Genomic DNA, 13,015 nt, shown 5'->3' with positions numbered 1-13,015 from the left:
AAAACAATTATTAGCACTACCGGCATGATGACAACCACCTTAAACAGGGCGGTCGTTGGCTAGTGCGTAAAGCTAATTCAACGAAAGCCCGCTTAGTCCAAGCGGGTTTTTTTTTGCGGTGAGAACAGGTAAGGGAGAATAAGCGATGAAGGTTATGAAGTTTGGTGGTTCATCACTTGCAGACGCGCAGCGCTATTTAAATGTGGTGGATATTAGCCGTCAAGCTCATGCAGCCGAAGGGGCTGCAGTGGTGTTGTCCGCACCTAAAGGTGTTACCAATGCACTGTCTTTACTCTGCGATGAGGCAGCTGAAAGTCGCGATTTTGGTGAATTGTTTGCCAAATTAGAAATGACGCTAAACAGCATTGCCACTGAACTGCATACCGCTGTGCCAGAATTTGACCTTGAGCAAGTGTCAGCCTATATCAACGAGCGTTTATCGTCCTTGGCCGCTCAATTAGAAGGCGTTCGATTGTTAGGGATGGCGCCGCCTGCAGTAACGGCAGGGATTCTAAGTATTGGTGAATACGTGAGTGTAACGCTCTTCAGTCACTTGCTCAGCGCTTCAGGTGTCAAAAATAGGATTATAGACCCTGTGCAATACGTCGTTGCTGAGGGTGACTATTTGGACAGTGTTGCGGACTTACAGACCAGTCGAGCGCGTTTTGCGGACATACCCACGGATGGTTCAGAACTGTTGATCATGCCAGGTTTTGTCGCCGCTAATAGTGACGGTGAAAAGGTGACTTTGGGACGTAATGGTTCTGACTATTCAGCGGCTATCTTGGCGGCCTGCATTAACGCGCAGTGCTGTGAAATATGGACCGACGTGGATGGCGTGTATAACGCTGACCCGAATCAAGTGGAAGGCGCGGTCTTGCTGGACAAGCTCACCTATCAAGAAGCCATGGAACTGTCGTACTTTGGGGCTAAAGTTTTACACCCGAAAACGATTGGTCCGATTGCTCAATTTCATATTCCTTGCTGGATTAAAAATACCCTTAACCCTTCAGCACTAGGTACCTTGATCAGCGCTGAACCAAGCACTAAGTGGACCAGTGTCAAAGGGATATCTCAGCTTGATGATATGGCCATGTTTAATGTTGCAGGGCCAGGTATGAAAGGCATGGTTGGCATGGCCAGTCGCGTGTTTGAAGTATTGGCACATGCAAATATCTCGATATGCCTAATTACCCAGTCTTCCAGCGAATACAGCATTAGTTTTTGTATCCATGAGAAAGACGCGACTAAAGCGTTAGATGTATTGGAAGACGCGTTTGCATTGGAGTTATCAAATCAGCTTCTGGATCCAATCGAAGTGCGCAGAGGACTCGCTATAGTCACACTTGTCGGTGATGGCATGCGTCACCAAAAAGGCTTAGCAGCGCGTTTCTTCGCTGCACTCGCACAAGCTCGAGTGAACAATGTGGCTATTGCTCAGGGCTCTTCCGAACGTTCTATTTCGACTGTCATTGAAGGTCGCAAGGGTAAAAAAGCGGTGAAGGTTATCCATCAAAACTTCTTCTCTAATTCACACACTATTGATGTATTTCTGATTGGTTGCGGCACCGTAGGTAGTGCTTTACTTGCCCAGATCGAGCGTCAGCAAGCGCAATTACTAGCGCGCAATGTACGTTTAACCGTCTATGGGATTGCAAATAGCAGAAAAATATTACTGGATCCTTTGGGTATCGACCTCAACAACGGATGGAAAGACCGCTTAGCAGCTGCGGAGCAAACTTTCTCAGCCGAAACTATCAGTGATTTCGTCTCCGATAATGCGCTGGTTAACCCAGTCATTGTTGATTGCACGAGTAGTGACTCAGTAGCCGATATGTATTTAGGATTGTTGGAAAGCGGATTTCATGTAGTGACGCCCAATAAGAAAGCTAATACTAAATCCCTCAAGTATTATCACCAACTGCACGATGTGGCACAGTTAACCAGTCGCCAATACTTATATGAGGCGACTGTGGGTGCAGGACTGCCGGTCATTGATAACTTGCAGAAGTTGCTGAGTGCCGGTGATAGTTTGGTGCGTTTCGAGGGGATCCTTTCTGGTTCACTATCTTATGTATTTGGAGAACTGGAAGCTGGGAAAACACTTTCAGAAGCAACCAAAATAGCCCGCGAAAAGGGCTATACAGAGCCTGACCCCAGGGACGACCTCAGCGGTATGGATGTGGCCCGCAAGTTGTTAATTATGGCACGTGAAGCGGATATGAAGCTTGAACTAACGGATATTCAAATTGAGTCGGTTTTACCGGAAGATTTTGATGCATCCGGTTCGGTAGACGCTTTTTTAGCAAACCTACCGGCGGTAGACGCTGCCTTTTCGAAGCGCGTAGAAACAGCGAAAGCAGAGGGCAAAGTATTACGCTATGTGGGTGCAATTAGTGACGGGAAATGCACAGTGAGCATTCAAGAAGTACCTCTGGAACACCCGCTGGCCGCTGTAAAAGACGGTGAAAATGCGTTGGCGATACATAGTGCCTATTATCAGCCTATTCCTTATGTTATAAGAGGTTATGGAGCAGGCGCAACGGTTACGGCAGCGGGCGTCTTTGCTGATATTTTAAGAACCATGCCATGGAAACAAGATGTCCAGTAGTCAATCTGCGCCGGTTACGGCTTACTCACCGGCCTCAATAGGTAATATAAGTCTTGGTTTTGACATATTAGGTGCGGCAATAGAACCCATCGATGGCACCCAATTGGGTGACAGTGTGCGAGTTGAAAGCGCTTCTGAGACGCGACTTACGGTGTCAGGAAAGTTTGCCAATCGATTACCTGGCGCGATGCAAGACAATATTGTCATGCAGTGCTATCACTATTACGCCGAGCAACTCGCCAAAGTAGGGCAAGCACTGCCATCGCTGGCGTTACATCTTGAAAAACGTCTGCCTATTGGTAGTGGATTAGGCAGCAGTGCCGCCTCTATTGTGGCAGGTTTAACTGCGTTAAATGAGTTTATGGGGCAGAAATTCTCTGCTGACCAATTACTCAATATGATGGCTGAGTTAGAAGGGCGGATCAGCGGCAGCATACATTATGACAATGTTGCACCGGCCTATCTGGGCGGTATTACGTTAATGACCGGAGACAATTCAGCGCCTTGTCGGGTGTTGCCTAATCTCAAGCAATGGTATTGGGTTGTCTGTTACTCTGGTTTATCCGTGTCGACGGCTGCCGCTAGAGATATTTTACCTACCGAATATCCGCGCGCTGATGTGTTGACCTTTGGGCGCCAAGTCGGAGTGTTTATCGATGCGTTACATCGCCAAGATGCTGCCAGCGCTGCGAGAGTTATTCATGATGTGATTGCAGAGCCTTGGCGTAAGCAACTGCTGCCGGGATTTGATGCTGCGCGCGAGGCAACACTTGCTTTAGGCGGGCTCGCTTTTGGGATATCTGGCTCCGGGCCCACGGTGTTTTGCGTGAGTGATGAACTAAGTAAAGCCGAGACCATCAAAGCCTATTTAGAACAACATTATGTGCAAAATGATGATGGATTTAGTCATATATGCACAGTCCCGGCAATCGGGGCAAGAACAGAATAACAGTGAGAAGAGTTGCGTGGAATTAGTTAATTTAAAAGTCGCTGAACAGCGCGTGGATTTCCCCCAAGCCGTAAAAACCGGCTTGGGCAAACAACAAGGATTATTTTTTCCTGAACAGTTTGTGGCATTAGATAACGTCGACGAACTATTAGATATGCCTCTGGTGGAGCGCAGTATCGCGATTCTGTCACACCTTATCGGCGATGATTTAGCACCAGAAGTTTTGCGTAACATCGTTACCACAGCCTTTAACTTCCCAGCACCCATCGAAGCGATCGGTGACAAAACCTACTGTTTAGAACTTTTTCATGGGCCTACCTTGGCATTCAAAGACTTTGGCGGCCGTTTCATGGCGCAATGCTTGGCGAATATCAGTCACGGTCAACCGATTACGATTCTAACGGCAACATCGGGTGATACAGGCGCTGCTGTAGCACATGCATTCCATGGTATCGACAATATCAATGTGGTGATCTTGTTCCCGAAAGGTAAGATCAGCCCACTGCAAGAAAAATTGTTTACTACCTTAGGCGGGAATATACATACTGTTGCGATAGACGGTGACTTTGACGCTTGTCAGGCGTTGGTGAAGCAAGCGTTTGATGATCCTGATGTGCGCGATGGTTTGCATTTAAATTCAGCAAATTCAATTAATATTAGCCGTTTAGTTGCTCAAGTTTGTTATTACTTTGAAGCTGTGGCGCAGTTACCTAAAGATAAGCGTGAGCAGCTAGTGGTATCGGTACCCAGTGGCAATTTTGGTAACCTGACCGCAGGTGTTATTGCTAAAGTATTGGGCCTTCCGATCAAACGCTTCGTCGCTGCTACTAATCTGAATGATACCGTGCCGCGCTTTTTGCGTACCGGGCAATGGCAACCTAAACCAACCATCGCAACACTCTCAAATGCGATGGATGTGAGTCAACCGAACAATTGGCCGCGCATTGAGGCTATGCTGGCACGCAAGGAAATCACGCCTGATTGCATCACCGGCGAGATGGTGGATGAAGATTATACACAGTTGGCCATGAAGCAGCTTGCCAAGCTAGGTTATATCAGCGAACCCCATGCTGCAGTGGCTTATCGTGCTTTGCAGCATCATTTACAAGAGGGTGAGACTGGCTTGTTTTTAGGTACCGCACATCCGGCCAAGTTTAGAGAATCGGTAGAGAACGTGCTGGGTCGCCCGATCAATTTGCCGCCGGCTTTAGCTGAGGTGGCAGGTAAAGAAAGTCTAGCGGCCGAAAGCAGTGCTGATTATGCCGCACTTAAAACGTATTTGTTTGCTACGTTAGGTTAGGCTGTTATGGCATTAACCTGGCATGATGTGCTTGGGGCAGAAAAGCAGCAGCCATATTTCATCGCGATGATGCAGGAATTGGCGCAACGTAGACAACAAGGTGAGGTGATTTACCCGCCACAAGACCAAGTCTTTAGCGCTTTTGCCCTAACCCCATTTGCGCAGGTCAAAGTGGTTATTTTAGGGCAGGACCCTTATCATGGCGAAGGTCAAGCCCATGGGCTTTGCTTTTCTGTGCCAGCAGGTATAAAACCACCGCCTTCATTAAAAAATATCTACAAAGAATTGACCAGGGATTATGCAGAGTATGCAATCCCGACCCATGGCAATTTGCAGGCTTGGGCAGAACAAGGTGTTTTGTTGCTGAACACGGTTTTAACCGTTACACATGGGGCTGCGCATTCACATGCTAAATTGGGTTGGGAACAATTTACCGACCGCGTAATCGATGTGATTAGCCGCGAATCTGAAGGAGTTGTGTTTATGCTCTGGGGCGGCCACGCACAACGCAAGGCGAGCCATGTCGACCCCAAACGTCATTGTATACTCAATGCCCCGCATCCGTCACCACTGTCGGCACATCGCGGATTTATTGGTTGCGGTCACTTTTCGACAGCAAACGAATGGTTAGTCGCCCAAAAGAAACAACCAATTGATTGGCAGCTATAGCTGATCAGTACAAACAAAAACGGCCGCATAATAGTGCGGCCGTTTGGTTTTATCTGATTGCTGTATCCAAATCGAAATCCATATCGAATTCAGCGAGCTCTTTTTCTAGTCTGAAGCGGTCTTGAATCGCCTCTATTTCGCGCCACTTGCGCTTTTTGTTTCGTTGTTTGCTCGATTTATTTTCACTATCTACCATCGCGAATACATCTTTTTTATTCACGGCGATCTCCTTATAGTTATTTTTGCGCACACTACGAGTGTTCGTCGAAGCATACTTCTCAACTTGCTCAACTCACACGTTATTAATACCACAACGACTGACAAGATAAAACCAAAATGTTAACGCAAAGTTAACATTTGATGACATTTTGGTTACTGGGCCCTTGCACCTATTTAGTGCTTTGGACTTGTTGGAAAGCGGCGATTTGCGCTGCTGTAGAAGCATCAAATTGAGCTAAGTCGCGTTCGCCGTTAATTCCTTCAAGCACCTGATTACCAAGCACTTTTCCTAATTCCACTCCCCATTGGTCAAAAGAGTTTAGGCCCCAGATAACCCCTTGTACAAAAACCTTGTGCTCGTATAAAGCAACTAATGCGCCAAGGGTAAACGGGTCGAGACGTTCAAAGCGCAAAATGTTACTTGGCTTATTTCCAGGCATGGTTTTATGTGCTGCTAAGCGCGCCTTTTCTTGCTCGTCGATATTACTGTTTGCAAGGTCGTCAAGACATTCGGCATAGCTTTTTCCTTGCATTAACGCTTGCGTTTGGCCAAAGCAATTAGATGCAAGCATTGCATGATGCTGTTTAGCCGCATCACTCTGATTGTCGTATACGCTAAGCGGCAGAATAAAATCTGCTGGGATTAAAGTGTTACTTTGATGGATCAATTGATGGAATGAGTGTTGTCCATTTGTGCCTTCACTGCCCCAAATGATCGGCCCCGTAGCACAGCTAACCGGTTCGCCAACTTGATTGACTTGTTTGCCATTACTTTCCATATCAAGTTGCTGCACATAAGCCGGGAAGCCACGCAAATAGTGATAGTAGGGCAGTAGTACATGACTCTGTGCGCCCTGAAAGTTACGGTACCAAACACCGAGTAATGCCATTATGCAGGGCAGGTTGCTCTGTAATGGTGCATTGTGGAAATGCTCGTCCATCGCGAACGCGCCTTTTAGCAGCGCTTCAAAATGTTCAAAGCCTAATGCAAGAGCGATAGGTAAACCAATCGCTGACCATAAACTGTAGCGCCCGCCGACCCAATCCCACATTGGGAAAATATTGTCACTGGCTATGCCAAACTCTTCTGCGGCTTTGACGTTTGAAGACACACATACAAAATGTTTTGCAATATCTTGCTGGGTGCCACCAGCGCTTAAAAACCAAGCTTTGGCAGACAATGTGTTTTGCAAGGTTTCTTGTGTGGTGAAGGATTTAGACGACATTACAATCAGTGTTGTGCGATGATCCAGTTTGCTGAGTACGTCTCGGATATGACAACCATCAACGTTGGCGACAAAGTGCACGTTGACTTTATCTGATTGTAAGGGCTTTAGTGCTTCGGTCATGATCTTGGGGCCTAAAAAGGAGCCGCCAATCCCGATCGCTACAATGTCTTTGATCGTACTACCTGTGTAACCCTTGTGTTCACCACTGTGGACCGAATCGGTGAAAGTGCGTATTTTTTCTAAAGTCGCAGTAATTTCAGGCATGACATCCAGTCCATCGACTAAGATCGCTCTATCGCTGAAATTGCGTAACGCAGTATGTAGTACCGCTCTGCCTTCTGTAGTGTTGATTGTTTCACCAGCAAACATAGCGTCACGCTGCTGCTCGACATTACATTCCCGAGCTAACTCAAACAATGACGTCAGAAGTTCATCATCAATACGATTTTTAGAGTAGTCGAGATTGATACCGCAAGCCTCTGCAGAATAACGCGATGCCCGTGCAGGGTCTTGGGAAAATAAGTCCCGCATATGCAGGCCGTCCATTCGCTTGGCATGTTGATTTAGGGCTTGCCATTGAGCAGAAGCATTGGTATTCGGCATGATAGGTCCTTATCTGGGAATTGTTTTAATACGCTCTTATAGTAAAGGATTGTGCCAGTGCTGTGCAGTTAAAAAGTGCAGGAATTGTTAATCAAGCGAATGGTCAGAGCAGCTATTTGTGAGGGACATCAGCAAGTGAGGATGCAATTCGCAAATTAACCCATAATCAAGACATAAATCACTTATTGAAAGTAAGGTTTGCTGACTGTTGAGTCAGCAAACCTTACTTTTCAATTAATCTCCCCAGAATTGGACCAACGAACGAATTGCGGGTAATAAATATGTAATGCTAAAGCATTACACCCATTAAAATTTAGCTTTAAGTAATGCTTCCAGCTTTTTTTGGTCAGCCGCAAAGTTACGGATCCCCTCAGCGAGTTTTTCTGTCGCCATAGCATCCTCATTGTGCGCCCAACGGAATTCGCTCTCTGACAACGCTGCCGGTTGAGCTTTTAGAGCAGTGGCAGGTTGTAATTTCTGGACTAGAGTTCCAGGGGTGTTGGCTAGCTCTTCTAATAGCTGCGGGCTGATGGTGAGTCGATCACACCCGGCTAACTCAATGATCTCGCCAGTGTTGCGGAAGCTCGCTCCCATTACGACTGTTGTGTACCCATGCTGCTTATAGTAGTTATAGATTTTCGTTACCGACAGTACGCCTGGGTCTTCCTCAGCTGCATATTCAGCAGTGCCTGTACTTTTCTTGTACCAATCTAAAATGCGGCCCACAAAGGGTGAAATCAAAAATACGCCAGCTTCAGCACAAGCCTGCGCCTGAGCGAAACTAAATAATAAGGTGAGGTTACAATTGATACCTTGTTTCTCTAAGTATTCTGCAGCTTTTATCCCTTCCCATGTAGACGCAATTTTAATCAGAATTCGCGACTTATCGACACCAGCATCAGCATACAAACGGATCAACTTTTCCGCTTTAGCAATTGTCGCTTGGGTATCAAAAGATAGGCGAGCATCAACTTCTGTCGAGATACGGCCAGGAATAATTTGTTGAATTTGATGCCCAATGCTTACCGCTAATTTATCGCTAGCATTGTCAACTTGTTCAAGCACAGAGCCGCCTTGGGCTTTGGCATAGGCAATTGCGTCGTCAATAAGGGTTGCATACTGCGGTAACTCTGCCGCCTTAAGTAATAATGAAGGATTCGTTGTGGCGTCAACCGGCTGATATTTTTTGATAGCTTCAATATCACCTGTGTCGGCAACGACAGTTGTCATTTCGCGCAAGGCGGTCAATTGATCAGACATTTTGGATTCTCATAGTTCTTAATGTGCATAGGGTATAACTGTCGGCTTTTGAGTGCTAGTTATCTGCAGGAATTAAATATAATTTTTCGTCATCGCTTGGTTTTTTCCAGATTGCCGCAATCTTCTAACCAAACGAAAGACAAATGAAAGTGAAATTGTTGTTATGTTAGTTGTGTTATCCCCTGCGAAAAATCTAGACCTCGAACCTGTTAAGGTGAGCCATGCAACGACTCAACCTGAATTGTTAAGCGACGCCAAAGTGCTGGTGGATGTTTGCCGTCAGTTATCGCCTGCTGAATTATCATCGCTAATGAAAATCAGTGATAAGTTAGCGATCTTAAACGCAGAAAGGTTTAATAGTTTTGAATTTCCATTTACTAACGATAATGCCAAACCCGCAGCGCTAACTTTCAACGGAGATGTATACGCCGGCTTGCAAGCTGACTCTCTGCAACCAAAGGAGCTCGAATTTGCTCAGCAGCACCTGCGCATATTGTCAGGTCTCTACGGTGTGCTACGACCATTAGATTTGATGCAGGCGTATCGGCTAGAAATGGGAACATCGTTAACCACTCCCAAACACAAGAACTTGTATGAGTTTTGGGGTGACAGGATTACACAAGTATTGAATCAACAGCTTGCCCATATAGGGTCAGAAACATTGGTTAATCTTGCTTCTAATGAATACTTTAAAGCGGTAAAAAAACGCCAATTAGATGCGCAAATCATTACGCCAGTATTTAAAGATTTCAAGAACGGGCAATATAAAGTGATCAGTTTCTTTGCTAAGAAAGCGCGTGGATTAATGGCTCGCTTTATTCTACAGAATCACATTACTGATGTTGAGCAGCTGAAAAAATTCGATGTAGAAGGTTACACGTATGACGCAGCATTGAGCACAGCGGAAGATTGGGTGTTTACACGCAAGCAGTAGACATCGCTGTTTTACTCAATAGATTTCTCTGAAAACACGATCCATATAAGGTTTTTTCGAGTATTTAATCCATATATCAGTGTGGTGGAGCTTTGGTATGTGGTGTGAAGATTGTGAAAGTATAGACGAATACTATTTTGACGAAACGACGTTTTGGATCTATGTGCCGACCACTGACGCCTTTGGAAAATTGGCACACATGTGCGGCATTAATGGGTATGCCGCAACACCTGAAAACTCGCATTGCATTTCACTGACCATCGGCCGTGAGCGGATCGAAAAATTTCTGCTGCAACTCGCTGGCACTCTTGAACCCCCAACCTTGGCAAAATCGAAAATTATTACTGCGCCAGCTGGAGAGCAACTGCAACCGGATCAATTTGGTAAAGTGCTGCCTGCCGATGTGTTTATTCATCGGCATAAAAGCAGTTGGATTATAGAGGCGATAGACAACCAGAGGTATGAAAGTTGGTTCCAACCGATTGTCTATGCCGATTCAAAACCCGGCGAATTGCGCACCTTCGCCCATGAGGCTCTATTTCGTGCTTTTGATCAAGACCAAAACTTGATGTCACCCGCGTTAATATTTTCTATGGCGCATTCTTCTGAGCTACTTTTCTCCGTTGATTTAGCTGCGCGTCGATCTGCTGTTGAATGTGCAGCAAAAGCTGGCATTAACAGCAAGGTTTTTATCAATTTTAATCCATCCAGTATATACGACCCGGCTTATTGTCTGCGTTCAACAGCGACGGCAATTGCGGATTTAGGATTTAAGCCCAGCGATATCGTGTTTGAAATCACTGAAACCCACCGCGTTACAGATATGGCACATTTACGTGGCATATTGGCGTTTTATCGCAATGCAGGGTTTGGTGTCGCGCTGGATGATGTCGGCTCTGGATGGTCTGGGCTAAACATGCTTAAAGATGTACGTCCAGACTACGTTAAGATTGACATGGACCTAGTGCAACATATCGATTCGGATCCATTAAAACAGTCCATCGTTGAACACCTTATCCAAATAGCCAGAGACAATAGCATTCGAGTGATTGCTGAGGGAATCGAGCGCGCAGAAGAACATCGAATGTTGGTCGACATGGGCGCGGATTATTTACAGGGCTTTTATTTTGCTAAACCGAAAAAGTTGCCAAACACAGTCTCTAAACAAGTCGAAGACCAGATATCGAATTCTACTAAACCATTAAAAGATGCTGCTAAAGCCTTTAGGTAGATAGGTTCACTCATCGAATGTCGAGTGCTACAAGCATATTAGGTTTAAAGCAATAGGCCATGGGCGTGCCAGACTCGGTGAAGCGCGTCGGCAACATTGTGGAATCGACCTCTAACGACTATTTTTACCTTATGTGAGCAGGAGGTAATAATGGAACTTGGACAATTTTCGGTAAGTTTAGCGGTTAAGGATATGCAAAAATCCAAAGCCTTTTATGAGGCTCTTGGATTTGCTATTTGTGAAGGTTGCGGGTCAATCGAAGAAAACTGGTTGATATTGCAAAAAGGTGCGGTAGTGATTGGTTTGTTTAAAGATATGTTTGAGCGCAATATTTTAACGTTCAACCCCGACAATGCCCGCGCCATAGAAGAAGGCATGATCGAAGCAGGCTATCCGCCCGTTACTAAAACCAATGGGACAGAAGGGCCATGTCACTGTGTATTTACTGATCCTGATGGCAATCAGATAATGTTTGACCAGTTTTAATTAACCTTAAACGTGAGTTTCATTCGCTATGCATTACCCAGAAATCTTGGCGCAAGACACCGCTCGTCTTGCGGCGTTATATCGCACCGAACTTTTGGATACCGCACCGGAAAAGCGCTTTGACAGCATTACGCGCTTAGCTAAACAATATTTTAATGTAGCGATAGCGACTATCACGCTAATTGACGCCGAGCGCCAGTGGTTTAAATCCAAAGACGGTATCTCAGATTCAGAAACTGATTTGTCAGTGTCGTTTTGCGTGCATGCGATAGCAGAAGACGATGTAATGTATGTCGAGGATGCGCGCAAAGATCCGCGCTTTGCGAACACGCAAAATGTTCTGTCAGGCCCCATGGTGCGGTTTTATGCCGGAGCAGTGGTACGTAGCAGCGATGACCAGCCACTGGGGACCCTGTGCGTTTTCGACCCACAGCCGCGGGTTTTTACCGAATCAGATTTTGAAATGTTAAAAAAATTTCGCGATATGGTTAATACCGAAATTTTGACGTCGGAAGGCGCCAAAGCTGAATGACTATTCAGTATATAGTTTTTGCGAAAAGTTTAAGGTCTGTTGTTCGTTGCCCGATTGTATTTGAATTGCGAAGCGATAGGTCTCCAGGTCGCGATACGGTAATACTGCTAGGTAGTAGATAGCCTCACCTTCGCGAACACGTTTAAAGTTGAGTTGCTTAGTAGTCCCGATCAAATTGGTTGCACTGCCTGAAACGGCAGGATCTAGCGCTTTTTTGGATGTGGCATCGAGCACAGAAATGTTCACTAATGCATTAAACCGACTGCGAACGATGCCATTCGCTTTGGCTATTTCAGGGGTTAGAAAAGTCGTATTAACGACCATGTAATGAACGTCCCAATCCCCCAGTGTAACTTTTTGCTCAGCGTTAGCTCCACCACTTAGGGCCAGTAAAATGAGCCCAATTAATCCATACGCGAAATCTCGCATGTTTTCTCCCCAGAAATTAAAAGCCGCCGAAAATGTCGCCCAGTAAAATACGAATAAATTGCAATCCTATGATCGCCACCAAAACTGATAAGTCTAGTCCTCCCATCGGCGGAATGAATCTGCGGATCGGAGCTAAGAAGGGTTCAGTTAACTGCATGGTGACATATTCGATAGGATTATTACCTTGGCTAATCCAGCTTAATATCGCTCGTAAGATCAGGATCCAGAATACCAAGCTTAAACCTTCTCGTAGTACATCGACACCGGCTGAAATAACAACCGCAAGCGGTGCAAAGTTTGCATTAAATACTAAGGATATTGTGGTTATCTTAGCGACAGACACTAACAATGCGAAAAGAAAGGTCGCGGTATCGAAGGGGCCAATCGAGGGTATCAACCGGCGCATTGGGCCGACCACGGGTTGGGTTGCCTTTACCACGACTTGGCTCAATGGATTATAAAAATCAGCGCGAACCCATTGCATCCATAGACGCAATAAAACAACCATCAAATAAAGGTTGAACAAGGTTGTGATCAGAAAATAAGTAGCGTTCATAAAGGGC

The 13,015-nt window shown here is 45.7% G+C and carries 13 protein-coding genes; 8 read left to right on the top strand and 5 right to left on the bottom strand.

Annotated features, from left to right (window positions below):
- Window positions 1-145 precede the first annotated feature (145 nt).
- Genes thrA through ung form a run of 4 tightly spaced genes read left to right on the top strand, consistent with a single transcriptional unit; the run spans window position 146 to window position 5,529 of the window.
- A complete protein-coding gene (gene thrA, locus CSH92_RS05640) occupies window positions 146-2,611 on the top strand; it encodes a bifunctional aspartate kinase/homoserine dehydrogenase I (RefSeq protein ID WP_100656634.1) in 2,466 nt (821 codons plus the stop codon).
- Window positions 2,601-3,560: a homoserine kinase gene (gene thrB, locus CSH92_RS05635; protein WP_100656633.1), complete on the top strand. Its 960-nt coding sequence runs from the start codon at window positions 2,601-2,603 to the stop codon at window positions 3,558-3,560. Before thrA ends, thrB begins: the two co-directional genes overlap by 11 nt.
- 16 nt (window positions 3,561-3,576) lie before the next feature.
- Window positions 3,577-4,860, top strand: coding sequence for a threonine synthase (thrC, locus tag CSH92_RS05630; protein WP_100656632.1), 1,284 nt, complete (start codon window positions 3,577-3,579; stop codon window positions 4,858-4,860).
- Between the two features lie 6 nt (window positions 4,861-4,866).
- Window positions 4,867-5,529, top strand: coding sequence for a uracil-DNA glycosylase (gene ung / locus CSH92_RS05625; protein ID WP_100656631.1), 663 nt, complete (start codon window positions 4,867-4,869; stop codon window positions 5,527-5,529).
- 49 nt (window positions 5,530-5,578) lie between these two features.
- On the opposite strand, the gene CSH92_RS05620 is transcribed toward ung, so the two are convergent.
- From CSH92_RS05620 to tal, 3 genes are all read right to left on the bottom strand, one after another.
- Window positions 5,579-5,749: a DUF3545 family protein gene (locus CSH92_RS05620; protein ID WP_164084661.1), complete on the bottom strand. Its 171-nt coding sequence runs from the start codon at window positions 5,747-5,749 to the stop codon at window positions 5,579-5,581.
- Window positions 5,750-5,918: 169 nt separating this feature from the next.
- Window positions 5,919-7,580 carry a glucose-6-phosphate isomerase gene (pgi, locus tag CSH92_RS05615; RefSeq protein WP_100656630.1) on the bottom strand — a complete coding sequence of 554 codons (1,662 nt, stop codon included), beginning with the start codon at window positions 7,578-7,580 and terminating at the stop codon, window positions 5,919-5,921.
- A 306-nt stretch (window positions 7,581-7,886) separates the two neighbouring features.
- Window positions 7,887-8,840, bottom strand: coding sequence for a transaldolase (tal, locus tag CSH92_RS05610; RefSeq protein WP_100656629.1), 954 nt, complete (start codon window positions 8,838-8,840; stop codon window positions 7,887-7,889).
- Window positions 8,841-9,003: 163 nt separating this feature from the next.
- Here tal and yaaA point away from each other — a divergent pair, with 163 nt between their 5' ends.
- The 4 genes from yaaA to CSH92_RS05590 all read left to right on the top strand — a co-directional run bounded on the left by yaaA (window position 9,004) and on the right by CSH92_RS05590 (window position 12,023).
- Complete coding sequence (gene yaaA, locus CSH92_RS05605) at window positions 9,004-9,774, top strand: peroxide stress protein YaaA (protein WP_100656628.1); 771 nt, start codon at window positions 9,004-9,006, stop codon at window positions 9,772-9,774.
- Between the two features lie 97 nt (window positions 9,775-9,871).
- Entirely contained in the window at window positions 9,872-11,005 is a 1,134-nt protein-coding gene (locus CSH92_RS05600) for an EAL domain-containing protein (RefSeq protein ID WP_100656627.1), read from the top strand.
- A gap of 150 nt (window positions 11,006-11,155) precedes the next feature.
- Window positions 11,156-11,491: a VOC family protein gene (locus CSH92_RS05595; RefSeq protein WP_100656626.1), complete on the top strand. Its 336-nt coding sequence runs from the start codon at window positions 11,156-11,158 to the stop codon at window positions 11,489-11,491.
- A gap of 28 nt (window positions 11,492-11,519) precedes the next feature.
- Window positions 11,520-12,023 carry a GAF domain-containing protein gene (locus CSH92_RS05590; RefSeq protein ID WP_100656625.1) on the top strand — a complete coding sequence of 168 codons (504 nt, stop codon included), beginning with the start codon at window positions 11,520-11,522 and terminating at the stop codon, window positions 12,021-12,023.
- Here CSH92_RS05590 and CSH92_RS05585 read toward each other — a convergent pair whose 3' ends face one another.
- Window positions 12,024-12,452: a DUF4426 domain-containing protein gene (locus tag CSH92_RS05585; protein WP_100656624.1), complete on the bottom strand. Its 429-nt coding sequence runs from the start codon at window positions 12,450-12,452 to the stop codon at window positions 12,024-12,026. It abuts the gene before it with no gap.
- Between the two features lie 16 nt (window positions 12,453-12,468).
- A complete protein-coding gene (locus CSH92_RS05580) occupies window positions 12,469-13,008 on the bottom strand; it encodes a YggT family protein (RefSeq protein ID WP_100656623.1) in 540 nt (179 codons plus the stop codon).
- Between the last annotated feature and the right edge of the window lie 7 nt (window positions 13,009-13,015).

Origin of the sequence: Neoalteromonas flava (assembly GCF_002807685.1) — a bacterium.
GTDB lineage: Bacteria > Pseudomonadota > Gammaproteobacteria > Enterobacterales > Alteromonadaceae > Alteromonas_E > Alteromonas_E flava.
Note: the sequence above shows the minus strand (reverse complement) of the source record. Positions and strands in the feature narration are given on the sequence as shown.